Source organism: Maridesulfovibrio sp., assembly GCF_965230075.1.
Taxonomy (GTDB): domain Bacteria; phylum Desulfobacterota; class Desulfovibrionia; order Desulfovibrionales; family Desulfovibrionaceae; genus Maridesulfovibrio.
Map to the genome: position 1 here is coordinate 2,766,401 of NZ_OZ245945.1, position 22,181 is coordinate 2,788,581.

Annotated in this window: 27 protein-coding genes; 13 read left to right on the top strand and 14 right to left on the bottom strand. The window is 46.1% G+C overall.

Annotated elements, in window-relative coordinates:
* Positions 1-19 precede the first annotated feature (19 nt).
* The 3 genes from ACO05Z_RS12585 to ACO05Z_RS12595 all read left to right on the top strand — a co-directional run bounded on the left by ACO05Z_RS12585 (position 20) and on the right by ACO05Z_RS12595 (position 2,531).
* Positions 20-622, top strand: a complete 603-nt coding sequence (locus ACO05Z_RS12585; protein ID WP_421902531.1) for a Maf family protein — start codon at positions 20-22, stop codon at positions 620-622.
* A 90-nt stretch (positions 623-712) separates the two neighbouring features.
* Positions 713-1,720 (top strand): hypothetical protein, encoded by a 1,008-nt coding sequence (locus ACO05Z_RS12590; RefSeq protein WP_421902532.1) that lies wholly within the window; start codon positions 713-715, stop codon positions 1,718-1,720.
* A 154-nt stretch (positions 1,721-1,874) separates the two neighbouring features.
* The gene (locus ACO05Z_RS12595) at positions 1,875-2,531 is read left to right on the top strand and encodes a helix-turn-helix domain-containing protein (RefSeq protein ID WP_421902533.1); all 657 of its coding nucleotides are present in this window, start codon (positions 1,875-1,877) and stop codon (positions 2,529-2,531) included.
* Here ACO05Z_RS12595 and ACO05Z_RS12600 read toward each other — a convergent pair.
* The gene (locus ACO05Z_RS12600; protein ID WP_421902534.1) at positions 2,516-2,905 is read right to left on the bottom strand and encodes a VOC family protein; all 390 of its coding nucleotides are present in this window, start codon (positions 2,903-2,905) and stop codon (positions 2,516-2,518) included. The two genes, ACO05Z_RS12595 and ACO05Z_RS12600, sit on opposite strands and share 16 nt — an antisense overlap.
* A 153-nt stretch (positions 2,906-3,058) precedes the next feature.
* On the opposite strand from ACO05Z_RS12600, the gene ACO05Z_RS12605 reads away from it, so the two are divergent.
* From ACO05Z_RS12605 to ACO05Z_RS12625, 5 genes are all read left to right on the top strand, one after another.
* Positions 3,059-3,913 carry a GNAT family N-acetyltransferase gene (locus tag ACO05Z_RS12605; RefSeq protein ID WP_421902535.1) on the top strand — a complete coding sequence of 285 codons (855 nt, stop codon included), beginning with the start codon at positions 3,059-3,061 and terminating at the stop codon, positions 3,911-3,913.
* Positions 3,914-4,026: 113 nt separating this feature from the next.
* Positions 4,027-4,392 carry a hypothetical protein gene (locus ACO05Z_RS12610; protein WP_421902536.1) on the top strand — a complete coding sequence of 122 codons (366 nt, stop codon included), beginning with the start codon at positions 4,027-4,029 and terminating at the stop codon, positions 4,390-4,392.
* The gene (locus ACO05Z_RS12615; RefSeq protein ID WP_421902537.1) at positions 4,383-4,838 is read left to right on the top strand and encodes a GNAT family N-acetyltransferase; all 456 of its coding nucleotides are present in this window, start codon (positions 4,383-4,385) and stop codon (positions 4,836-4,838) included. The genes ACO05Z_RS12610 and ACO05Z_RS12615 overlap by 10 nt, the downstream gene beginning before the upstream one ends.
* A 144-nt stretch (positions 4,839-4,982) precedes the next feature.
* On the top strand, positions 4,983-6,188 hold the full coding sequence (locus ACO05Z_RS12620; RefSeq protein ID WP_421902538.1) for a diguanylate cyclase domain-containing protein: 1,206 nt from the start codon (positions 4,983-4,985) through the stop codon (positions 6,186-6,188).
* Positions 6,189-6,483: 295 nt separating this feature from the next.
* The gene (locus ACO05Z_RS12625) at positions 6,484-7,206 is read left to right on the top strand and encodes a hypothetical protein (RefSeq protein ID WP_421902539.1); all 723 of its coding nucleotides are present in this window, start codon (positions 6,484-6,486) and stop codon (positions 7,204-7,206) included.
* A 256-nt stretch (positions 7,207-7,462) separates the two neighbouring features.
* Here ACO05Z_RS12625 and ACO05Z_RS12630 read toward each other — a convergent pair whose 3' ends face one another.
* Positions 7,463-8,080 (bottom strand): CDGSH iron-sulfur domain-containing protein, encoded by a 618-nt coding sequence (locus ACO05Z_RS12630; protein WP_421902540.1) that lies wholly within the window; start codon positions 8,078-8,080, stop codon positions 7,463-7,465.
* A gap of 220 nt (positions 8,081-8,300) precedes the next feature.
* Between ACO05Z_RS12630 and ACO05Z_RS12635 the strand changes: the two genes are divergently transcribed.
* Positions 8,301-8,921, top strand: a complete 621-nt coding sequence (locus tag ACO05Z_RS12635; RefSeq protein WP_421902541.1) for a LysE family translocator — start codon at positions 8,301-8,303, stop codon at positions 8,919-8,921.
* 17 nt (positions 8,922-8,938) lie between these two features.
* Here the strand turns inward: ACO05Z_RS12635 and ACO05Z_RS12640 are convergent, their stop codons facing one another.
* On the bottom strand, positions 8,939-9,685 hold the full coding sequence (locus ACO05Z_RS12640; protein WP_421902542.1) for a substrate-binding periplasmic protein: 747 nt from the start codon (positions 9,683-9,685) through the stop codon (positions 8,939-8,941).
* Positions 9,686-9,831: 146 nt separating this feature from the next.
* Between ACO05Z_RS12640 and ACO05Z_RS12645 the strand changes: the two genes are divergently transcribed.
* The 4 genes from ACO05Z_RS12645 (at position 9,832) to ACO05Z_RS12660 (ending at position 12,139) form a co-directional block, all read left to right on the top strand.
* Positions 9,832-10,443 carry a hypothetical protein gene (locus tag ACO05Z_RS12645; protein ID WP_421902543.1) on the top strand — a complete coding sequence of 204 codons (612 nt, stop codon included), beginning with the start codon at positions 9,832-9,834 and terminating at the stop codon, positions 10,441-10,443.
* 10 nt (positions 10,444-10,453) lie between these two features.
* Positions 10,454-11,095 carry a cyclase family protein gene (locus ACO05Z_RS12650; RefSeq protein WP_421902544.1) on the top strand — a complete coding sequence of 214 codons (642 nt, stop codon included), beginning with the start codon at positions 10,454-10,456 and terminating at the stop codon, positions 11,093-11,095.
* A 230-nt stretch (positions 11,096-11,325) separates the two neighbouring features.
* The gene (locus ACO05Z_RS12655) at positions 11,326-11,574 is read left to right on the top strand and encodes a phage regulatory CII family protein (protein ID WP_421902545.1); all 249 of its coding nucleotides are present in this window, start codon (positions 11,326-11,328) and stop codon (positions 11,572-11,574) included.
* Positions 11,575-11,674: 100 nt separating this feature from the next.
* Positions 11,675-12,139: a phosphatidylglycerophosphatase A gene (locus ACO05Z_RS12660; protein WP_421902546.1), complete on the top strand. Its 465-nt coding sequence runs from the start codon at positions 11,675-11,677 to the stop codon at positions 12,137-12,139.
* Positions 12,140-12,221: 82 nt separating this feature from the next.
* Here ACO05Z_RS12660 and pal read toward each other — a convergent pair whose 3' ends face one another.
* The 11 genes from pal to ACO05Z_RS12715 all read right to left on the bottom strand — a co-directional run bounded on the left by pal (position 12,222) and on the right by ACO05Z_RS12715 (position 22,081).
* The gene (gene pal, locus ACO05Z_RS12665) at positions 12,222-12,821 is read right to left on the bottom strand and encodes a peptidoglycan-associated lipoprotein Pal (RefSeq protein ID WP_421902547.1); all 600 of its coding nucleotides are present in this window, start codon (positions 12,819-12,821) and stop codon (positions 12,222-12,224) included.
* Between the two features lie 153 nt (positions 12,822-12,974).
* Complete coding sequence (locus ACO05Z_RS12670) at positions 12,975-14,348, bottom strand: protein tolB (protein ID WP_421902548.1); 1,374 nt, start codon at positions 14,346-14,348, stop codon at positions 12,975-12,977.
* Positions 14,349-14,363: 15 nt separating this feature from the next.
* On the bottom strand, positions 14,364-15,311 hold the full coding sequence (locus ACO05Z_RS12675; RefSeq protein ID WP_421902549.1) for an energy transducer TonB: 948 nt from the start codon (positions 15,309-15,311) through the stop codon (positions 14,364-14,366).
* Between the two features lie 23 nt (positions 15,312-15,334).
* Positions 15,335-15,751 (bottom strand): protein TolR, encoded by a 417-nt coding sequence (gene tolR / locus ACO05Z_RS12680; protein WP_421902550.1) that lies wholly within the window; start codon positions 15,749-15,751, stop codon positions 15,335-15,337.
* 3 nt (positions 15,752-15,754) lie between these two features.
* Entirely contained in the window at positions 15,755-16,471 is a 717-nt protein-coding gene (locus ACO05Z_RS12685; RefSeq protein ID WP_421902551.1) for a MotA/TolQ/ExbB proton channel family protein, read from the bottom strand.
* Positions 16,472-16,501: 30 nt separating this feature from the next.
* Complete coding sequence (locus ACO05Z_RS12690) at positions 16,502-17,248, bottom strand: SIR2 family NAD-dependent protein deacylase (RefSeq protein WP_421902552.1); 747 nt, start codon at positions 17,246-17,248, stop codon at positions 16,502-16,504.
* Between the two features lie 8 nt (positions 17,249-17,256).
* Positions 17,257-17,913, bottom strand: a complete 657-nt coding sequence (locus ACO05Z_RS12695) for a histidinol phosphate phosphatase domain-containing protein (RefSeq protein WP_421902553.1) — start codon at positions 17,911-17,913, stop codon at positions 17,257-17,259.
* A gap of 9 nt (positions 17,914-17,922) precedes the next feature.
* Positions 17,923-18,402 (bottom strand): bifunctional nuclease family protein, encoded by a 480-nt coding sequence (locus ACO05Z_RS12700; RefSeq protein ID WP_421902554.1) that lies wholly within the window; start codon positions 18,400-18,402, stop codon positions 17,923-17,925.
* Entirely contained in the window at positions 18,396-19,772 is a 1,377-nt protein-coding gene (gene miaB, locus ACO05Z_RS12705; RefSeq protein ID WP_421902555.1) for a tRNA (N6-isopentenyl adenosine(37)-C2)-methylthiotransferase MiaB, read from the bottom strand. The genes ACO05Z_RS12700 and miaB overlap by 7 nt, the downstream gene beginning before the upstream one ends.
* Before the next feature lie 108 nt (positions 19,773-19,880).
* The gene (locus ACO05Z_RS12710; protein WP_421902556.1) at positions 19,881-20,195 is read right to left on the bottom strand and encodes a hypothetical protein; all 315 of its coding nucleotides are present in this window, start codon (positions 20,193-20,195) and stop codon (positions 19,881-19,883) included.
* A gap of 11 nt (positions 20,196-20,206) precedes the next feature.
* The gene (locus ACO05Z_RS12715) at positions 20,207-22,081 is read right to left on the bottom strand and encodes an RHS repeat domain-containing protein (RefSeq protein ID WP_421902557.1); all 1,875 of its coding nucleotides are present in this window, start codon (positions 22,079-22,081) and stop codon (positions 20,207-20,209) included.
* Positions 22,082-22,181 lie beyond the last annotated feature (100 nt).

A 22,181-nucleotide genomic window follows, 5' to 3' on the forward strand; every position in this document is an offset into this window, starting at 1 on the left:
TCAACAAAAAGGAATTATCATGAGTATATATAAAACCGTTAAACCATTGATACTTGGATCAGGCTCCCCGCGCCGCAAAGACCTGCTGCACTCAGCCGGATTGGAATTTGAAATCAAACCCGCAACCTGTGAAGAACCAGCCCCCACTCCCGGTCAGGAACCGGAAGACTACGCAATTAAGATGGCGGAGCTTAAGGCCGAAAACGTAGCTGCAAGTAATCCCGGAGCCTACGTGCTCGGGTCTGACACTATTGTAGTCCGTGACCGCGACATTCTCGGAAAGCCTCTAGACCGCGAAGAAGCCTACCAGATGGTCAAATCCCTTTGCGGACGCAAACATAAGGTCATCAGCGGCTGCGCACTCATTTCCCCGGAAGGCGAAATGATCAGCTACGCCGTCTCAACCGAGGTAGAATTCATTGATTTCAATGAAGCGGCTGTACGCGCCTACGCCGCCACCGGAGAACCGGACGACAAAGCCGGAGCATACGCCATTCAGGGACAAGGAGCATTTCTGGTCAAAGGAATCAGTGGATCATACACTAACGTTGTCGGTCTGCCCTTGGCACGGGTAATTGAGAGTCTGATGGATTTGGGTGTGGTTGTTGCGGGGGAAAAGTAAGAGGAAAACTTCGCCACTCCCCCTATCGGCAGCATACCGCTAATATATAGTAAACTTTAAGCTATTGTTCTTGATTAACTGAGTGTTGAAATGGCTATAAAAAGAAAACGTATAGTAGAAGCTCAAAAGATTCATAAAGTAAATAGAGCCGCTGCAGTTGGAAAATTGATGCTTGGTGAGATTTCAAACTGGCATGAATTCCTTTCTGTAGAAACAGCGGACTATGAAAGTCTACCTCGGAGACAATTAAAATCTGGTGTTAAAGACATACAGAACAGACTCTCACAAGAAATACATAAATTTTGTCAAAGCAATTTTGAAAAAATGGACATAGATATGTTGTCCAGACTTTATGAAGAGATCAAGACACATAGAGGCTTAGAAATTACCTGTAATGAATTTGAACAGAAATATTCAAAATTTAGAAAACATGTCCTTAATGGCATGCCAGTGCACTCTACTGTCGTTTTCTGTTTAAGTGGAATGAAATTCAAATTTCCTGAAGACTATTTGACCAAAGACCTTCTGTGCTCTCTAAAAGGTATAATGTTAACCAAGGACAAAAAGGATAAAACTGGTGAAGACATAAGATCCGAAGAATTTTACTTTCGATCTTCTGTGATCACTTCATTTAACCTTCTTGAGGCATACCTTAATGGTATCTCTTGGGACTTTCTTTACAAGACTCCCCCAAAGGACTTGAGCGGTAAAAAACGAAAACTACTTGAAGGATTTCAGGGAATATCTATTCGAGAAAAACTTAAGAAGTACCCCACAATTATTACTGGTGAATATCTTTTCGAAGATAAAGATTTAGATGTAGTAACATTATTGGATATTATGAAACCATTCAGAGATGCATTAGTGCATCCTTCTCCTTTTACAATGCCTGAGAAGTTCGGGGGACATAATAAGTCAGACCTATTTTATCGCGTCAACAGAGAAACAGCACTATTGGTCTCTCAACTGACCTGCAAAATTATCAAGCGAATTAATTCACACATCGGAGCAGACACGAGGCCTGTTTGGTTAGCTGAACTAGATGACTACATGACAGATTTAAAAGAAGGTAATAAGGAACATACCGTGAAAGAATAAAATTACCACACACCCGCACGAATCTTCTAACGACAAAATTTAAAAAAACGTAAACCTGCCCCTTGCACGGATTATTGAGACACTGGTTCAGTGGGGGGGGTGTTGCGGGGTAACTCACAGCTTCTAATGCATATGATTCCCAAAAGGTAGCAATATGACGCATGAAAACCCAATTCTGGAAACATGGTCTTCCGTAGCTGATACGTCTAAAGTCTTTCCCGTAATGCCCGATGGTTGCCGCGACTTGATCATCAAGCATAACCCGGGCAGCCCGCAGCACTTATTTGTCTCACGCCTTATGTCCAAACCTCAAAAAATTTTTGCTCAAAAAGGTACGACATTTATCGGAGTTCGACTCAAGCCCGGTGCTACAATCGCGGCTCATATGCTCAGCGGTCGTCCCTTACCGGATTCCATACAAGGGCTAACCGAATTGGCATATGATACCGCTTCCGTGTCTGGTGATGTCTCGGATATGATGAGCTGCTTAGCTTTGGCTACATCACCTGCAACAGCTGCCAGCGATTTGGGAGTAAGTCTGCGTACATTGCAGCGCCACACCATAAAGATTACAGGACGGACTCCCGACTTTTGGCGCAGGCTGGCCCGGGCGCGCAAGGCTGCCCGGTGTATTTTGTCCGGAACTCTTTTACATGAAGCTGCCCATACGTGCCATTTTTCAGACCAAGCCCACATGACACGGGAGTTAAAATGCTGGTTTGCCATGACTCCCGGCGAGATCGCCGCCAGCCGGGAAGATAGCCGCCATCCGGCATGGAGCATTTCCTACCGTGGCTATGATGCCCCGTAGATCGGCGAGCAGATTTCAATCAAAAAACCGTTGTTGTCGACAACATAGGCTGTGGTCTGCCCCCACGCTTCCTCACGCACTTCTTGCACCACAGTAGCTCCGGCAGACCGCGCTTTCTCAAGGGCGGCAGCCACATCATGCGTTTCAAAGGCGATTTCAAAAATCGGAGATGTGGGGTCGGGAGTGCCGGGAGATTTACCGAGCTCAGTCATGAGTCGGCGCGATGAGAAAGACAATGTAGTGGTCCCGGTATCCAGCTCACCATAGTCCCCTGACTCATGAATCATAGTGCGCTGCAGCCCAAAAGCCTGCTCATAAAACTCAATGGTTCGGGTCACGTCCTCGACGTAGAGGATGGTATATTTCAAATGCATTGTAAGCTCCTTTGATGTTTTTTATAATTTATTACTATTCTACATTTTAGTCTTGAATAATCGCGACAAGATCTGAAATATGTTTTTTGCATTGAACGTCTGATGGATTGAGGTATGGTTGTTGCCGGGGCATAACTAAATCGAAGGCATACAATGAAAGATTTTACCATCCGCACCATGACAAGGGACGAACTGGACTGGGCCGTGGATATGGCTGCCAATGAAGGGTGGAACCCGGGTTTGAATGATGCGGACGCATTTTACGCTCAAGATCCGGATGGCTTTCTTATCGGCCTGTTAAACGGCTCTCCCATCGGATGTATCTCTGCTGTCAGCTATGGCGGAGTCTTCGGCTTTATCGGCTTTTATATTGTTGCCCAGCCCCATCGGGGCAAAGGTTACGGCATGCAACTCTGGCGGGCAGCCATGGACAGAATGCAAGGGCATGTCGTCGGTCTTGATGGCGTATTCGAACAACAGGACAACTACCAAAAAAGCGGCTTTGACTTCCAATACAGCAATATCCGGTTTGAGTTCCGCAACACCATACATGACTCAACACCACACTTATCTTCAGAACTGGCCAAAGCCGACCTGAATATGCTGGACGAGCTTTCGTCTTATGAATCCAAGCTCTTCCCCTCCGAAAGGAAAACATTTCTATCCAAATGGCTAACCCTCCCAGACTCTGCTGCAATTGTGTCCCGCTCGGAAGGCAGTATCAACGGTTACGGAGTAATCAGAAGTTGCCGTTCCGGGAGCAAAATAGGCCCCCTTTTCGCTGATAACGGAGAAGTAGCTGATTTTTTATTCCAAAACCTTTGTGCAAGCGTGAACGCCGACTCTTTAATATACCTCGATGTACCGGAGGTAAACGCACACGGTATGGCCTTGGCTGACCGATATCGCATGGTAAAAGTCTTTGGGACGGCGCGGATGTATGCAGGCCCAGCCCCGGACTTGGATGTAAATCGTATATTCGGGGTTACAACGTTTGAGCTTGGATGATCAAAGACATCCTTGTCGTTTTACCGGGTATTATTTTTGTGGATAACTGCTGGGGATTGCTCAAATCAACAAGCCCATGGTATGCAAATAAAAAATACTAGAAGGAGTTCTTGATGCAAAAAGTACTGACCTTATCTTTTTTTTGTTTGCTGTTCATCTCGTTGATACTTATTCAAAGCAATACTGCGAAAGCTGAAAGTGCAATTGGCGAAGGCGTGGAATACATGTGCTGTAAAACAGCCAATTTTCCAGAAGGATCATACAAAAAATCATGCTGGAACATGAAATGGACCTTGGAATTTGTCAAATATTTCTCCAGCCCGAGAAAAGGTTGTGGCGAAAAATTCATTGCCAGATGTAAATCCGAAACTCCTACTGAGACTGGTAGAATGTCCCGCCTCAATTCTATCCCATGCAAGAAAATACTGGAATGCCAGTACAGACTTAAAAATGTAGATGGAAGACTTGTGTGCGAATAAAACGTGACTACCTAACGAACCCCAAAATCATTGTCCTTCTGGAAGAGCATCTCCAGCACATGATCAGCATAACTCCTCCGGGATGCGTTCATGCTCTTGACCTGAAAGCTTTGCGCAAACCGGAGATCTCTTTCTGGAGTGTCTGGGATGACGAAGAATTGCTCGGTTGCGGAGCACTGAAAGAACTGGACCGAGAGCACGCTGAGATCAAATCCATGCGGACAGCTAACGCCCACCAAGGAAAAGGTGTTGCGTCCCATCTGCTCAAATTCATTCTCACTGAAGCAGAACGACGGAATTATCAGCGTTTAAGCTTGGAAACCGGCTCATACGAGGCCTTTGAACCAGCGCGTAAGCTATACGAAAAATTCGGATTTACCAATTGCGGACCTTTCGCTGATTATGAAATAAACACCAACAGTACATTTATGACCCGCAGGTTGTAGCCCCCAAAATACACCGGACCAATCCCCAGCCATATTGATTTGATATAGCCATTTCCAAATATTGTGCGTAATAGTAAGCTGACACCCTAATGCCCACCGACAGTCGACTAGACTATATTTAAACGCAAACAATTAGATGGAAAAATGCTTGATTATTTAGACATGCGAACAATGCTTCGAGTCGGGGCCATGACCTGCCTGACCCTTGCATTGATTATGACATATTATTCCTTGGCACGCAGAACTTACCACGGATTTCAATACTGGACAGCCGGCTTTTTATGCATAGGCATTGGAGCAGTCCTAGTGTCCATGCGTAATATTCTACCAAGTTTCGTTTCAATAGTTTTAGGCAACGTCCTCGTTGTAATGATGCCCTTTCTACTTCTCTACGGCTTAGAAATATTCTTAAACACAAAACGAAGACTAACAAAGCTCAATACAGCAACTATTGTAGTCTTTGTAACAAGCTTTATATGGTGGACATATATAACTCCAAACCTTCATGCCAGAATAATATGCATAAGCATTGTAATGACTTTTCTCTTTGCGCAATCTTTGTTTATTTCAATAAGACACATCCCTTCAACGCTAGGTAATCAAGAATGGTCTTTTGTTGTAGCGCTAATGATATCAACACTTTCTTCTGCCTTCCGTGCAACAATAACATCATTAAGCATGAACAAAGTTGAGTTTATTAATAACACCAATGCATTTCAATCATCAGCGCTTCTTTTAATTATTCTAAGCGTATCATCCTGTGCCTGCTCTATTTTAATATTAAATTCATATCGAATTGAAAATGATCTTAAAGACGCTAAAAATAAAATCGAAGGATTGGTCAACATTGACGCCTTGTGTAAAATTTACAACAGAAGATTTTTTAACAAAACAATTGAGCAAGAGTTTAAAAGACATCAAAGATCAACAATGCCGTTATCATTGCTAATGCTAGATGTTGATTGCTTTAAACTTTACAATGACACGTATGGTCATCAGGCAGGAGATCAATGTCTTGAAAGGATTGCATCCGTATTGAGCAATTCAGTGGGTAGGCCATCAGACATTACGGCGAGATATGGTGGAGAAGAATTTGTTGTACTATTGCCAAATACAGATTCTGCTGGAGCCCAAAAAATAGCCCAAACTATCCAAAGGGAAATTGAAAATGTCGCAATCCCTCATAAAGGATCGACAGTAGCCGATACCATCACTTTAAGCATCGGCATCGCCACAACTATTCCTGACAGATCAGCATCCCCTGAATTACTTATTAAACAAGCAGACCATTCTCTTTATAAGGGTAAACAAAATGGTAAGAATCAAATAATAGCATATGGTGCGGCATAAATTTCCACACTATCAATATAAAATTTCAATCAAACCTCTCAATAACTCCACACGCCCACTCCTTCCCAATTATTCTAAAACTTACAACAAAGCATTAAGTCACATAACTGGTATAGTCATGGGACATTTTTTTCGAATTACCCCTTCGGAAGTCCATCGACACAAAACTTACATACCAACATAAAGATTCGTTGGCTCAATCCGGTCCAGCATGTTAAATTTATACTGCTGAAGATTTATAGATTTCCTAAAAAATGAGTAGGCATTTTCAAAAAGAATTTTCTTGGGGATAGATATGACTAAGATAGAAGAAATCCAGAAAAGACTCACCACCTCCCCCGATCGGGCGGACGTAAAAACATGTCTCCGGGAGGCCAACTCATTGGCTAGAGGACAGGATGCACTGCTGAGCATAAAGTTTTTACTTCTTTCAATCTTTGGACTTCTTAAAATCAAAGATCTGACCAGGCCGGAAAGAAACACCTTCAATAATGACATAGGAAAGGTATTGGGAAGAATTGATCTCATGCCTATCGTGAAGGAAGCTACGCGTGGAGATTCTTCCTTAATGAGTACATTTGAAAATGATGGACTCAAAAATATTTTCACCAGACTGCAAACACTCACCAAAGACATAAAAAGAGTTGAGAAAGAAGCGGCTCAAAAAGAGCTCTTGGAAAGCGAGAAAAAATTAAACGCTGAACTCGCTGCAATTTCCAGAGAACTTAAAAAAGGACACGTTGCTGCCGCGAAAAACAAAGCGGACCGACTTTTAGCCAGCCATCCCAAAAATAAATCCGAATTCTTAGATAAAATTATACCCATATTCGAAGAAAAAGAGTCTATCAAAGGTTGGTGGCACTATTTGCAGCTACGCTATGATCCGAAGGAATGTAATCTGGAGGAGGCCAAACACTGTGCCTCCAAGATCGCCAAAATCAAAAATCTCGATGCCCCGAAAACGCGCAGGACTGGTATCGCAATAACATGGATTATCGCCTCAGGGTTTGGGAATTAACCCCGAAAGAGGATCAAGCTGAAATGGATTCGATCATCGAGGCTTGTTACAATCTGGCTATTTGCGTTTATTATTACAGGAAGGAAATTAACGGAATGAGGCCGAGAATCTATGGGCGTGCCTTGATAGAAGAAGGACTTAAGCTTGCTCCGAATTCCCCTCATCTAAAGAAAATGGCAAAGACATTTGGAGTAAGGTTTTAAATAACCGCCCATCACATATGACGGGCGGCTTCAGCTTAAAATAGAAATTTGAATCATCCCTCAAAACCATTTTCCTCGTGTGAACCATCGCACAAAGGTTTTTTCTTGGACCCGCCGCAGCGGCAAAGCGCATAATGATCTGCCATTGGCAGCAGCTTGTCCGATTCCTGATCATCAATCAGGTTTACCTCACCTTGCACATGTAAAGGACCGTTCTGCTCCACAACCACTTGTGGTTTATCAAAAAAATACCTGACATGCACACCATCGAGAATATAGCTCAATGCACCGGACGGACACTTTTTAATTGTGGCAATAATTTCATCGACAGGTGCTGCATCAGGTTCGTATTTCGGCTCATCATGCGTACCGAATACAGCCTCAAGCTCACCGCAAGCTCCATTTCCCATACAGAGGTAACGATCAAAAACAATCGTGATCCCTTGACCTACATAATGTTCCGGTTCCTGCTTATCGGAATCTTCCCGGGTTCCCACAAATCCTGCTGCCGAATGACTTCCATCGCACATGGGTTTATATTTTGATTCTCCGCAACGGCACAAAGAACATACCCGCGGAATCTCAACAGGACTACCGTCAGACGCAATTAATGGAGTGTCCACCGCCAAAAACGGGCTATACTGGGTCAGTATTATCTGGCTTTTCTTCACTGTATCCCCCTTTGCAAAATTAAAAGAAAAAACAGAATCAGAAACAAATTAACTGGCCATAAATAACATGAACGCACTCTTTTTGTGAACAGCTTAGGTTAAAATAAAGGAAAGATGCACCTAGGCAGTCCCACAAATACCTGTTGAATATATTAGTCTCCCCTTGCCACAAACCATTTCGTGATTATTATGTCTGCACCCCAATCTAATGGAGCAACACATGATCAGCTACGAATTTCTACTTACAGCGCTAGTGGTGGTACTTATACCGGGCACAGGAGTTATCTACACTGTATCCAATGGCTTATTCCTTGGAAAAAAAGCCAGCTTTGCTGCCGCAACAGGCTGCACTGCCGGGATAATCCCTCATCTCACAGCATCCACTCTGGGACTATCCGCAATCCTGCACATGAGCGCGCTGGCATTTCAATTGATGAAATTTGCAGGGGCTGCTTACTTGCTATATCTTGCATGGGCTACATGGAAAGACACCGGAGGCTTAAGTTTCAATAACCCCGGTGAAGAGAAAAAAATTCAATTGCGGCAGATCGCGAAACGAGGATTTCTCATAAACATCCTCAATCCAAAACTGTCCATATTCTTCCTTGCTTTTCTGCCTCTTTTCGTTCCGCAGGAATCAAGCTCCCCTACTCTGCATATGATTGTCTTAAGTGCTGTTTTTATGGCTATGACTTTTGTCGTATTCATAGCATACGGGCTTTGTGCTACAGGCGTACGCAATCAAGTAATGTCTTCACCAAACATTATACGTTGGTTACAAAGGTCATTTGCGGTCATCTTTGCCGCTCTTGGACTAAAACTGGCTGCAGCTGAGCAATAGAATACTCGTCTTATCCTTTAACGATATTGCTCGTAGATTTTCGCAATGGTTCCGTCATTCATAAGCTTATCAATTGCCTTGTTAAATCTAGGAATTACATCTTGCTTACTGGGATGAAAACGGATCATCATATCAAGGGAATCATAAGGTCTACTGATCACAAGCTTATCCTTTAGACCCTGCTCCTTGATTTGATAAAAAGCAGAATCCTTATTCATAAAGGCCTGATCCAAGCGGCCGGCAAGAAGCAGTTGAACCAATTTATTCTCATTTTCCAAAATATGAGTATTAATCCGCCCATCTACTAAGTACGGATTGTACACCGGATAGTAATAGCCCCGTACCCCGCCTATGGTCTTACCGAACAAATCCTGCGGAGTGACATCAGCGATAGCTTTATCTGCCCTGAACAGAATAATAGAATCAGACACAGCAAATGGTTTGCTGAAAACGCCAAGCACTTTGGCCGATTGCCGCCATGCAGGGTTTGACATAGGCTCGATATCGATTTCACCAAGATCGAATTTTCGTTGTGATCTATTAAACGGACAACGAACAAACTCAATCGTATCTCCGGTTTCCTCAGCAAAGGCATTAAATACGTCTTTTACAATACCAGTTCTAGTGTCAGCATCTTTAAAATAATAGGGGGGAAGCTCCCCCTCATGCAGCATAACACGCAGGTTATCCGCAACGCTCTCATTAACAAAGATAACGCTAATCAAAAAAAAGACTGAGACAAAACGAATCGCCATCTGAGTCATTTCTTGCTACTCCTCCCTGAAAACCCCTTTAAATATAATCAAATTTGCTCTATACCTTAAAATCGGTTTCAAAACAATAAACACATTAAAATTACGCTGATGTAGCATTTTGACACATTGCACGAAAATTTAGTTCAGGAGAAAAAATGCTCAAAGCTCTATTCACTTCATCTTCCAAGCTTCATAAACTAGGTAATCTTACGCATGAGGATGCCGTATTTGTCTTACCTTATATAGACAAAGAGCTGACAATGCGCTTGGTCGATGTCCTTGTCCGCAGGGCACTACACCCCGGTCTGCTGGTCCTTGTGGACGATGATGAACGTTTGGGATTTATGAAAATTGCCAACTATGTTTGCTCCCATTCATCATCCCGCTACTTCGGCTATCTTGCACAGGATGCTTTTCCCGGAGACGGCTGGCTGCGGGCGGCAGTGCAGACCTTGGATCAAAGTGAAGCATCACTCCTTGCATTCAATGACGGGCGGTTTTACGGAACCCTTGCAGTCTTCGGTCTGGCCCGCAGAAGCTGGCTCGCCACCCTTTACCATAAATACTTATTTTTTCCCGGCTATAACAGTCACTTCGGAGACACCGAACTCTCAGCCATTGCCATTCACCAAAAAAAATTAATCTACAACCCCGGCTGCCTGATGATAGAAGTTGACTATGAGAAGCATACCCGCAAAAACAACCCGGAAGATCAGGCCCTGTACAAAACGCGTGAAGCACAAGGGTTCGGCGGGATTATAAAGTAAAGAGTAAAGAATGCCAGTAATTGACCTTTCCCATACAATTAAAAACGGCATGCCCGTATTTCCCGGCACAGAAACCCCGACCATTGAAGAAGTGTTCTCACATGAAATGCATGGCTTTCGTGAGCACAGACTGAATATTTTCTCACATGTTGGAACCCACATAGATGCGCCGGACCATATGATTCCTGGAGGAGAAACCCTCGATAAAATGGATATAAGCCGCTTCATCGGTCCGGGAATCTGCATTGATTGCACCCATAGAACTCCGGAATCACCTGAAATAGACATTGATGACCTTATTCCATATGAGGCTGAGATAAGTGAATGTGACTTTGTCCTGCTGAATAGCGGCTGGTACAGCAACTGGGGCAAGGAAGAATACTTCACCCGCTACCCGGCCTTAAACGAAGCAGCTGCACGCTGGCTGGTTGATTTCGACCTCAAAGGAGTGGGAGTGGATGTTATCTCCATAGATTCTGCAGAAATCAGCGGGTACGGTGTGCACAATACACTATTGGAACAGGGCACGATAATTATTGAGAACCTTAACAATCTTCATTTGTTGCCGGAAGATGGTTTCATTTTCTCCTGCCTGCCGCTCAAGTTCCAAAATGCTGACGGGTCGCCTGTCAGAGCAATTGCAACATACTAACAGATATGTATGTTTACCTAAGAAGTTAGCGCTATATTCAAAAAAAGAAAAACCCATACCACCCTACCACAAAAACCCTCCACCCTACCCAAAAACCCTACCCGCAAATACAGTCATAAACACTTAAAATACGGAGTTTAGCCCGTTTACAGAGAATCCTCCCAGCCACATAATGTAGTTGAAGAATGAGGGCAGTTACTAAACAGCCCTGCATCAAAGGAGGAGAAAAAATGAGCTACGAAACAATCACAAAAGTAACTCAGGATATCGTTCTTGAAGGAACCAAACCGGCCAAAGAAGTGGCCCAGTCCATTGGCAAGCCATACTCCACGCTGCTGCGGGAAATTAACCCTTTTGACAACAACGCAAAACTCGGAGCAGGCACCTTGATGGACATCCTTAAAACCACTCAAGAAACCAAACCTCTTGAGTTCATGGCCGAATCCATCGGTTATACCCTCAAACCTCGTGTAAATTAAAAATACAATAGTAATATATTTATAAGAAGAAGTCGGATTCATAATGAATCCGACTTCTTCATTTCTGGACTTTTAATAACTTTCCACCGATACTGCCGCCATGAAAAAAGTCAGCATAAACCTAACGCATGTGGCGACCCTCGGCCCTGTGGGACATCTGCCCAAAGCTCCGGGTACATGGGGATCAGCAGCGGCTCTTATTACCGCACCGTTTTTGTTTTTACCCTTTCAGCTCCCGGTAAGAATCCTTATTCTTGGATTGATCTTTTACTTCGGCGCCAAGGCCTGTTCTGTAGCTGAAGAACAGTTTGGTCGGAAAGACCCCGGGTGTGTTGTCATTGATGAACTGCTTGGACAGTGGTTGGTATTTCTGCCCTTCCCCGCTGTTGTAACATGGCACCTGATTGCAGGTTTCATACTTTTCCGAATCTTTGACATCCTCAAACCGTTTCCCATCAAACAATCCGAGAAATGGCTCAAGGATGGATGGGGAGTTATGATTGATGATGCCTTTGCAGGGCTGTACGCCATGATTGTTCTCGGTCTGCTCCGCTACCTGACCTAATTGCGCCAAATTTATTTGCTCAAAAAGAAAAGCCCCCGTTTTCAGCTGAAAACGGGGGCTTTCTTAATTACTCAGTAAAAAACTAGTAAGTGAGGCGGAACTGGGCACGTCTATTCTTGGCCCATGCTGTTTCGTTATGACCGGGATCAATGGGATCCTCTTCACCAAAACTTACGATGCTCAGCCTTTCGGGGGCCACGCCGAGCAGGATGAGGAACTCATATGCTGCACGGGCACGACGCTCACCAAGGGCGAGGTTGTATTCTTCAGTACCACGCTCATCGCAGTAACCTTCGATGACCATGGTCACGTTGTCGTACTTCTTGAGAATTTCAGCCTTCTGCTGCAGCAGGGGACGGTATTCCTGCTTGATTTCGAAAGAATCGAAATCAAAATGGACCATATTTCCAAGCTCTACGACTGCATCGTCAAAAGCTTTTTTAACGGCAGCAGCTTCAGCTGCCTTGCGCTCATCTTCAAGAGCCTGTTCCTGAAGAGCTCTTTCTCTTTCAAGGCGGGCCTGTTCTTCTTTTCTCAACTGTTCCTTGTTCTGCTGGTCAGCCATTCTTTCCTCTACAGCAGGACTGGCAGGCGAAGACTCAACTTGCTTTTTAGAACAACCGGCACCAAGACCGGCAATCAACATGAAAACAACACACAAAATTATCGCTCTAGCTCTCATTTGCCCTCCTGAATAAGGAACTTTTAAGGACAGGAGTATGTCCACTCGCTTAGAAACAAAGCACTAACTTAGACTTTCAATACAACGACACTAAAGTGTTTTGTAAAAAAATCAAGTCATGCCTGCAACAAAACGGTTAAATCACTCCTCAATTTATGATTTATGGGCCTTACCCCAAGCCGGGGCCTTTGCAACACCATTTCCGGTAGGTACCAGCATAGCCGGATCACCATGCCGTGTAGTCAGATAAATCTTGTACTTACCGCTTCTGCTGGAAGAAAAGGCAATAAAATAACCATCAGGCCCAAATGCCGGGTCTTCATCATTGCCGGGGCCGAAAGTAAGCTGTCTTTCCCGCCCTGTCTTCAAGTCATGCACAAAAATGCGGTGTCCTAAAGGAGTTTGACGAGAAAAAGCCACAAAACGACCGTCAGGGCTGATAGTCGGGTTGGTGTTGTATTTACCTTCCGTGGTTATCCGAGTCACAACACCGCTTTTCATGTCCAGCATAAAAATATGGGGATTACCGAACCTTGCAGAAGTGAAAACCATCTTCTCACCAGTGCGATCAAAGTCTGGTGAGACTTCAATGGCCCAACTCTTGGCAAGGGCTTTCTTGGGCTTGTAGTTCCCGTTAATTAAGAAAATATCGGAATTACCGTTCATGGTCAGGGTTGCGGCCATGTTACCGTCAGGAAGAAAATCCGGACCGATTACAGTATTGCCGGGAAAACTCTTTTGATCGATCTTTCCTGTAGCCCGGTCCCAGACGCAGAGCAGGTGCTGGCGAGATCCCAGACGGGTGAACACCAGCCTGTTGCCATCAGGAGACCAGTTGGGGCTCAGGTTGATCCCGCCAAGGGAACTGATCTGTCTGAGATTGCGACCCTGCGGGCTGACCGTATAAATTTCCTTATCCTTACCAGTCTTACGCACAAAGGCGATGGAGGACTCAAAAAAACCGTCGCGGCCAGTGAGGATGCGCATCAGGTGCGAGCTGAAGCGGTCCGCAATGCGGGGCAGCATTTCCTCAGTGACCATAGAATATTTCTTGCCCAGAATGGTACGCCCGTTAAATGTCCCAATGCACCGGATGAGCAGATTCTTCTCACCGTTGGGACGAATTTCCCAACCGGTAGTCAGGGCAAGGTCAACCTTGGAAAGCCTGAGCGGCTTGATATCAATATCACCGGGGCGCACACCGCGAGACGGGTCACCGCCCAAAATATCAGTGATGGGCACGATGTTCAGGAAAGGAAGGTAGGCGAGGTCCTTAGCAAGATCCTTACTGAAAGTCCCGGCCTCGGCAGGCAGGGGCAGGTCTTTATCTTTGGAACCTTCGTACTTTCCTTCGGGCACGGTCTTAGGCGGCAACAGGATGATATTCACCTTGCGCTGGCCGGGACCGTAAATATCCACGGTAAGGGTATCGGCTGCAAAAAGATTTCCGGCAGCCAGAAGCGTGAGCAACATAACCACCAGCAATCCAAGAGCGGATTTTTTTATACTGAACTTATTTTCTTTCATAATTCTGAACCTGCCCTACTGATCAAGATCATGCAGGTTAAAGTTTACAATGATGTTCCTGATAGATCTCCCTGGAGGTTTGGGAAGTACTTCAGTATCCCGCAAGGCGGTCAATACCGAATCATCAAAATCAACATTGCCCGATGAATCTAACAGCTTGATGCTGCTGATTTCACCGCTGGATTTCAATTGAATCTGCACTCGGGCCATAAGATTTTGCTTCTGCCCGAAAACCGGATATCTCCAGTTCTTACGTACCGCCTCCTTAACAATGGAAGCATAAACTTGAACCAGCCCGGATGCACCTGCAGTGCCTTCAGCAGATCCGGTTACAGCGGTAGCCTTGGCACTCTTAGTAAGCGCGGCTAAATCACTGGCCACAGCCTGACGCTCTGCCTTTTCCTGCTTCTCCACTATCTTAGCTAATGAAGCGAGATCGGCAGCGAGGGCATCTTCCGCCGAAATCTCAGGTTTCTTTTCGACCTTTTTCTTCTCTACCTTCTTAGGAGACGTCTTTTCGACCACCTTCTTTTTAGGCGGAGCTTTCTTCTCAACCGGTTTTTCAACCTTCTTCACCGGCTTTTTCTTGGTTGTGGTCTCTACTTTCTTAGGTGAAATTTTCTTTGTATCCGGCTTGGGCTTCGCTTTAGGTTTAGGCTTTGGCTTAGGCGCAGGCTTAGGAGCCGGAGCTTTAACAGTCTCAGGTTTGGCTTTGGGTACAACTTTCGGTTTTGCCTCAGGAATGGCAACGGCACTCGGCTTGGAAAGTTTAGCAGAAGCTTTCGGTGCAGGTGCTTTCTTAACAACCGGAGCGGCAGGCAGAGGAGCAAGGCTGACCAGATCAACCTTGTAAACAGGCATATCAAGTGAAATCTTCACCGGGGGTGATATTGACCACGTCAGGGCTAAAAATATCAGACCGGCATGGAGCAGTAAAGATATGAAAAGGCCGATGATTTTCATCAATAAATTCGCCTATACCTTAGCTATTTCTTTTTCTTTTCAACAGGTTCGGCCACTACGCCCAACCTGTCGATTCCGGCGGCCTTGATCTCGCCCATGACTTTAACCACTTCACCGTAAGCAACATTCTTGTCCGCACGCAAAAAAAGCATCTTATTCTGCTTCTTGACCAGCTTCTCAAGATGTCCCTGCAATTCGTCAAAACCAACCTTGTATTCATCAAGGAAGATCTCACCCTTATCGCTGATGGAAAGCACAAGGTGCTCATTATCCTGCGGCAAAGAACGCACAGTGCGGGTCTGCGGCAAATCAACCTCAACTCCCTGCGTCATCAGCGGTGCGGTGACCATAAAAATAATCAGCAGCACCAGCATGACATCAACAAAAGGAGTTACGTTGATCTCAGCCAACATCCCCCTATTATTGGTAGAAATACCCATACATTACTCCTCTGTGGAGCTTTTGCCGGAAGGCTCGACCCAAGAGACTTCACGTTCCACACGGTTGAGGAAGGTTCCCGCAAAGTTGACCAGTTCAGTCTCAATGCCGTTCAGCACACCGAGGAAAAAGTTGTAGAAGATAGTTGCGGGGATAGCGACACCGAGACCGATGGCGGTAGCAACCAAAGCTTCGGAGATACCGGGAGCAACAGCTGCCAGCGCAGCGGATTTAGCAGAACCGATAGCATGAAAAGAATTCATAATCCCCCAGACGGTACCGAAAAGACCGATAAAGGGAGCACCGTTGGCACAGGTTGCAAGAAAAGAAAGGGAAGATGTCAGCTTCTTCAATTCAGAGCTGACCTTACGGCGCAGGATACGGCGCAGGGTATCCTTGATCAGACGGCGCTTATGGCTGGCACTGACCGCAGATTTTTCCAGCACCCGGTATTCTTTTACCGCTGCGGTTCCAATCCGGTTCAGGGGAGAGGCTTCGGTCTTGCTGATTTCAGTCAGGCCGGAAGAAAGAGAATCTGCCTCTTCCATAATTTTGTTACCCTTGAGAATCAAGGTTCTTGCCCGACCAAGAGAGATCAGTTTCCAGAAGATGATTGTCCAGCTCCAGAGGGACATGGCAGCAAGCAAGCCAAGCACACATTTGACCACAACTGTGGCCTGATCAAGCATCGCAAAAATTCCGCCCTGAGGTAAAAAATCCATACGTCACCGCACCTTTTAAAATAAATTATTTCAGCTTAAGCTCTGCACAATGGCAGGCAGAACTTCTTCCGCCGCGCCTTGAATGAATACGTCACTAAACGACGAATAAGCGGACGGAGCCTTATTTATCTCGATAATTAATCCCCCGGCCTCCTGTATCCTCGGTGGGATCAGGCTGGCAGGGACAACGCCACCGGATGTTCCGGCTACAATGACCAGATCAGACTGGTCGGCAAACTCAAAGGCCGCCTTGTAGACTTCAGTCGGAATCTGTTCCCCGAAGAAAACCAGATCCGGCCTGACTACCCCGGAACATTGCGGACAGCGTACCGGAAGCTCAATCCCGGCATGTATCCGCTCGGCAGGAAATGGAGCAAAGCACTCCATACAGTAAAAATCACTGCAATTGCCATGAAATTCAATAACGTTCACCGATCCGGCCCGCTGATGCAAACCATCAATATTCTGGGTGATCACACCCTGCAGGTATCCGTCTTTTTCCAGTTGGGCCAGCCCCTTATGTCCTGCATTAGGTTCGGCACTTTTAAGCATGGAGTCTGCTTCAAGCAAAAACTTCCAAACCGTTACAGGATCAACCTGCAAAGCCCGGATGGAAGCCACCTTTTCCGGATCATGCTTGGACCACAGCCCGCCCGGGCTGCGGAAATCAGGAATACCACTGGCAACGGACATCCCCGCCCCGGTCAAAGCAATGGCGCAACGTGCTTTTGTTATCAGCTGCGCTGCCTGCTCTATACCGGATTTACGGTTGTCCATGCTGCCGCCTAGGAACGTTTCATTATCTTCTGAACCATTTCGCGGGAATTTTCCTCGGCCTGTGCGTATTCTTCAAGACTGAGACCAGCGCCAAGGGCGACCTTACGGCGCATATCCAAACCGACCAGATCACCGGGCGCGTGGGCATCGTTATTGATGACCAGTTTGGCCCTGTACTTACGCGCCAGTGCCGCCACATGCCCGTTGGTCAGGCTGTGTCCCTTGCGGGTGGTAATCTCCAGACAGACTCCATACTCAGCAGCCAGCTTCACTTCCACATCGGTAATCATACCTGGGTGAGCCAGCACATCCACCTTGGCCTCGATTGCGGCGAGGTTTGTACCTTCAGCAACAGGCTCCACAATGGTCTCACCATGACAGACCACAATCTGGGCTCCGGCTTTACGGGCATATTCAGTCATTTCCCCGATCAGCCCCGGAGGAACGTGAGTCAGTTCCACTCCGGCAAAAACGTCAATATCAAAATAGTGGCCGTGATTCTTTGCAAATCTGCGAACATTTTCAAGAATAATATCAATGTTGCTGGAATCGGCATGGTCGGTCATAGCCAGGGCACGGTACCCCGCAACCTTGGCCCGCCTTGCCAATTCCGCAGGGATAAGTTCCCCGTCACTGAACACAGTATGAGTGTGGAAATCTATCATCGGATTGCCCTACATTTTATATTTAAAGTCATCAGGGGAAAGTCCTTCGAGATCATCTTCCCAGCCGGAATTTTCCTCAACTTTTTCTTCAATATCCTTGGTCCCGGCCACATCAATAACCTTTTGGGCAACACGGACCGGACAGTCGGCACGTACAGCCAGAGCAACTGCATCGGATGGACGGGAATCAATAGCCACCAGCTCACCGTCCTTGCGGACCATGATCTCGGCATAAAAAGTACCCTGCTCGATATCAACGATATCAACAGACACAATCTCACCACCAAAGGTGGCAATGGTGGATAAAAGCAGATCGTGGGTCATGGGCCGGGGAAAGGAAACTTCATTGAGTACCAGCGAAATCGCCATGGCCTCCATGGCCCCTATCCAGATAGGCAGGACCACGCCCAGTTCCTCGCTTTTCAATACCAAAACCGGGGTCTCGGTATCATTTTCCACCGCCAGACCGTAAACCTGCATTTCTACCATGGCTCTCCCACCTTTGCCCCGACGAGGGAATGATTCTTGGCTTCGGTAATCTTCACCTTTACCTGTTTGCCTCCGAGCTTCTGCTCTTCATCATACCCCTCAAAGTGAACATTGACCACCCGGCCTCCCGGATCTTTACCGCGCCATGTCATTCCGCCTTCTTCCTGTCTCTTACTAAGGCGTTCCAGCAGGACCACGGTCTCGCTGCCTTCTAAAGCTTCTAGACTTTCTCTAGTAATACGCTTTTGCCTTTCCTGCAAGCGGGCTAGACGTGCTTGGGCCACATCCTCGGGAACTTTTGGCTTCATTTTTACTGCCGCAACGCCCGGACGGTCTGAGTATTTGAAAGAAAAGCTGCTTTCGTAGCGCACCTTTTCCAACATATCCATGGTCTGCTCAAAATCTTCATCAGTCTCGCCGGGAAAGCCCACAATCAAGTCTGTGGTCAGGGAGATATTCGGACAGGCTTCTTTCAATCCTGCAACAATTCCCAGATAACGTTCACGGTCATATTTGCGGCCCATCTTCTTCAGGATACGATCAGAGCCGGACTGCACAGGCAGGTGCAGGCTCGGGCACAAATTAGGCAGCTCACCGAAAGCCTTGATCACCTCAGGGGCAATGTCCTTGGGATGGGAAGTGGTGAAACGGATACGCTCCAGCCCTTCAATGGCGGAAATCTTGTAAAGCAGCTCCGCGAAGGAGATATCCTCGCCCTTCTTGTCTATACCGAAGCTGTTCACGTTCTGGCCCAGAAGACAGATTTCACGGACACCGGATTTAACCAGATGTTCGCACTCTTTAATCACTGCCTCGGAAGAACGGGATTTCTGACGACCGCGGGTATATGGTACAATGCAATAGGCGCAAAAGTTATCGCAGCCCTGCATGATATTAACAAAAGCCTGACCGGGAATAGTGCCGATACCCGGAGGGATCAGATCCGCATTGGGCTGCACTTCGCCGCCCTCGCGTTCCGGGTAGTCGCCCAGAAAATCGGTGAGCACCAGCCGCTTTTCATGGTCAGCGGCAAGCTCAACCAGCGCGTCCGGGGCCTGTGCAATACCGTCACTGCCGAAAACAAGACGTACGTGCGGGAACTTTTCAAGGAAGCCGTCACCGATCTGCTGCGCAACACAGCCGCCCACCGCAACAAATCCGCCGGATTTTTTACACAGCGGGGCCAATCGTCCCAGCACGCTATAGACTTTCTGTTCCGGCTTTTCGCGCACGGAACAGGTGTTAATAATAAATATATCTGCTTCAGATTCTTCAACAGCTGTCCAGCCACGGCTCTCCATGGCCCGGATCAGCCAGTCTGAATCGTGAACGTTCATCTGACATCCGAATGTTAGTACTGTAAATTTCATACCCGGCTCATACGCTATATATATATGATGGTAAAGCGTGCGAGGGTGGGTTTCGGCGGGAGATTGGAGATCAGAATAGCCCCCGAACCGAAGTTCGGGGGGTAAGGATTATTTGATGATATCTTCTTCACTGAATGGAATACCTTTCATGCAATGACGACAATAGAATGTATCCTTATACAGAAACAAATAGACATCGCTAAGGATCAATAGACTATATCCCAAAATTTCTACTGATTTGCCATAATACAAATCATATGCAATCCAAGCAAAAATTAAGGCTAAACCGGACATGCCCATTTCTTTATACGTTACAGCCTTTGAAATATTCTCACATTTAGGGCATTTAATTATTTTTATATAAAAATAAAGTACCGCAAAATCTATCACAAAAAAAACAACATTAAATTCGAAAAAACTCATATAACTACATCTTATCGTTTTTTGTTCATATTATTTATACCTATAAGTGTTCCTGTTAGCATGCCCGCTGCTCCAGTTACAGGTGCCAACAGCGCCCCTACCGCACTATATTGTTTAGCTCCTTTTCTCACTCCATTTATTGCTGCTTTTTTAGTATAATCCATCATAGTATTGTAAAAATCCTGCTTTTCAGGACTCACATAACCCGCAAACTTCATAGCATTCTTCTCATCACCTTGAAGAGTATCAACTGTTTTTGCAACGGCCTTACCTGCTGCTTCCCAACTTTCTTCCATAGCCTCGCCAACGCCATCGGCAACGTCGGAAACTGTTGCAAAAAAGCCTTTATCCTTTTTGTTAACAAGGGAAGCACGCCGTTGCTTATCAAGTCGTGCTTCATTCGCAGCCTTACGATCCTTCTTCGCTTGCTCTGTAGCATTAAGTTGCGCCTGCTTTTGCGCCAACCCTTGAGCGGCTTGATCCGCTTTCTTTCCTGCCAGTGCACCGGATTGATTCAGGTGATCCAGAGCTTGCTGGTTTTGTGTCTCAAAGTGCTTATTATTCTGCACATTTTGGCCACCTTTTCGCGCATTTCTATTTTGCCCTTCACCGCCAAGGCTATTATCTCCATTGTAGTGCGACCCTCCCGGATCGGTATTGTACCCCCAACCTCCACTTGTAGGACCGTAGGCACTTCCACTTGTTCCGTTATAGCCCGGACCGAAATCTCCTCCAGAGTAGCCATTAGAAGTTGATGATCTACTACCAGAATTATCGGACTTGGCACTGGTGGCTCCAGACGAAGATTTACTTCCGCTTGTCCCACCATCCCCCTTTTCACTCTCATCCTGCAACCCGACCCGATCAATAAAATTCACCGGATCATCAGCACAATACCCATAAGCATCCACATCACCGCCAGCCAACCCCAGCGGATCAGGTGTTATGAAACGCCCGATGGAAGGATCGTATTCACGAGATCCGAAATGAACCAACCCGGTGTCTTTGTCATACAACCCGGCAGCAAAACCGAGCGGAATCTCCATACGCTCATTAGTATCGACAATCTTATTTCCAAACGAATCGCGGATAATCCGCTTTACCTCAATTCCCCCGTCATTAGCAACTATATAAATAGTTCCTACCTGATCGGCAGCGAAATAATACATATTTTCGTTGAAGCGCATGGCAATAGGATCGCCGTCTTCATCGTATGCAAACTCTTTGCGGTTGCCGTAATTATCAGCCACAACTGCAAGGGAAATGAAATCATGCCAAAGATAACTTTCCACCATCTTACCATTGATAGATTTTGCGATACGCATGCCTTCTGGATCAATGGTGTAGCTGATCTGCTTACCATCCGGCAAAGCCACCTGCTCCAACTGACCGGAATGATGATAGCTGAATTCGGTTACTTCCGAGCCATGCTGTTTCTTGCTCAGACGACCATGTTCATCATAGAAATATTTCACATTCCCAGCCTTTTCCAAGCGCACCCCCGGACCATAACGAAAAGTGCGCTGCGGCATGCGCGCGGTGGCCCCGAAATAACGCTCACCGAATTCTCCATATAAATATTCTTCAATCAGCCTTTCACCACTCCAGACTTTGTGCAGCCTGCCTCCGTCATCATATTCGTATTTCAGATCCTGATTAAAATTTTCAAATGCAATCTGTCGCTCGTCAATGCGCCCGTTTTCATCCTGCACAGTGGTCAACTCTGAGAACGGCTCTGATGTTCCCGGCACTGTGAACGAAGCTACACGGACAGCCTCTCCACTATTGAACTCAACATTATCGCGTTCAAATTCGTCAAACAGGTTTGCGCCTGTTCCGGTCTGTGGTGTTCGTGGCCAACTCTCCTTTTGAAAATCGTAGGACATACAAATACCTCCTAAATTAAAAGTTTCAGGATCTGCCCTGAATCCCCATGATTCAAAACGACTATTATCCCTGACACTTTCAATTTATCCGTCATCCCGG

Excerpts from the sequence above, each read along its gene's own strand:
- ACO05Z_RS12585 (WP_421902531.1), top strand. The coding sequence starts at position 20 with ATGAGTATATATAAAACCGTTAAACCATTGATACTTGGATCAGGCTCC.
- ACO05Z_RS12590 (WP_421902532.1), top strand. The coding sequence starts at position 713 with ATGGCTATAAAAAGAAAACGTATAGTAGAAGCTCAAAAGATTCATAAA.
- ACO05Z_RS12595 (WP_421902533.1), top strand. The coding sequence starts at position 1,875 with ATGACGCATGAAAACCCAATTCTGGAAACATGGTCTTCCGTAGCTGAT.
- ACO05Z_RS12600 (WP_421902534.1), bottom strand. The coding sequence starts at position 2,905 with ATGCATTTGAAATATACCATCCTCTACGTCGAGGACGTGACCCGAACC.
- ACO05Z_RS12605 (WP_421902535.1), top strand. The coding sequence starts at position 3,059 with ATGAAAGATTTTACCATCCGCACCATGACAAGGGACGAACTGGACTGG.
- ACO05Z_RS12610 (WP_421902536.1), top strand. The coding sequence starts at position 4,027 with ATGCAAAAAGTACTGACCTTATCTTTTTTTTGTTTGCTGTTCATCTCG.
- ACO05Z_RS12620 (WP_421902538.1), top strand. The coding sequence starts at position 4,983 with ATGCTTGATTATTTAGACATGCGAACAATGCTTCGAGTCGGGGCCATG.
- ACO05Z_RS12625 (WP_421902539.1), top strand. The coding sequence starts at position 6,484 with ATGACTAAGATAGAAGAAATCCAGAAAAGACTCACCACCTCCCCCGAT.
- ACO05Z_RS12635 (WP_421902541.1), top strand. The coding sequence starts at position 8,301 with ATGATCAGCTACGAATTTCTACTTACAGCGCTAGTGGTGGTACTTATA.
- ACO05Z_RS12640 (WP_421902542.1), bottom strand. The coding sequence starts at position 9,685 with ATGACTCAGATGGCGATTCGTTTTGTCTCAGTCTTTTTTTTGATTAGC.
- ACO05Z_RS12645 (WP_421902543.1), top strand. The coding sequence starts at position 9,832 with ATGCTCAAAGCTCTATTCACTTCATCTTCCAAGCTTCATAAACTAGGT.
- ACO05Z_RS12650 (WP_421902544.1), top strand. The coding sequence starts at position 10,454 with ATGCCAGTAATTGACCTTTCCCATACAATTAAAAACGGCATGCCCGTA.
- ACO05Z_RS12655 (WP_421902545.1), top strand. The coding sequence starts at position 11,326 with ATGAGCTACGAAACAATCACAAAAGTAACTCAGGATATCGTTCTTGAA.
- ACO05Z_RS12660 (WP_421902546.1), top strand. The coding sequence starts at position 11,675 with ATGAAAAAAGTCAGCATAAACCTAACGCATGTGGCGACCCTCGGCCCT.
- pal (WP_421902547.1), bottom strand. The coding sequence starts at position 12,821 with ATGAGAGCTAGAGCGATAATTTTGTGTGTTGTTTTCATGTTGATTGCC.
- ACO05Z_RS12670 (WP_421902548.1), bottom strand. The coding sequence starts at position 14,348 with ATGAAAGAAAATAAGTTCAGTATAAAAAAATCCGCTCTTGGATTGCTG.
- ACO05Z_RS12675 (WP_421902549.1), bottom strand. The coding sequence starts at position 15,311 with ATGAAAATCATCGGCCTTTTCATATCTTTACTGCTCCATGCCGGTCTG.
- tolR (WP_421902550.1), bottom strand. The coding sequence starts at position 15,751 with ATGGGTATTTCTACCAATAATAGGGGGATGTTGGCTGAGATCAACGTA.
- ACO05Z_RS12685 (WP_421902551.1), bottom strand. The coding sequence starts at position 16,471 with ATGGATTTTTTACCTCAGGGCGGAATTTTTGCGATGCTTGATCAGGCC.
- ACO05Z_RS12690 (WP_421902552.1), bottom strand. The coding sequence starts at position 17,248 with ATGGACAACCGTAAATCCGGTATAGAGCAGGCAGCGCAGCTGATAACA.
- ACO05Z_RS12695 (WP_421902553.1), bottom strand. The coding sequence starts at position 17,913 with ATGATAGATTTCCACACTCATACTGTGTTCAGTGACGGGGAACTTATC.
- ACO05Z_RS12700 (WP_421902554.1), bottom strand. The coding sequence starts at position 18,402 with ATGGTAGAAATGCAGGTTTACGGTCTGGCGGTGGAAAATGATACCGAG.
- miaB (WP_421902555.1), bottom strand. The coding sequence starts at position 19,772 with ATGAAATTTACAGTACTAACATTCGGATGTCAGATGAACGTTCACGAT.
- ACO05Z_RS12710 (WP_421902556.1), bottom strand. The coding sequence starts at position 20,195 with ATGAGTTTTTTCGAATTTAATGTTGTTTTTTTTGTGATAGATTTTGCG.
- ACO05Z_RS12715 (WP_421902557.1), bottom strand. The coding sequence starts at position 22,081 with ATGTCCTACGATTTTCAAAAGGAGAGTTGGCCACGAACACCACAGACC.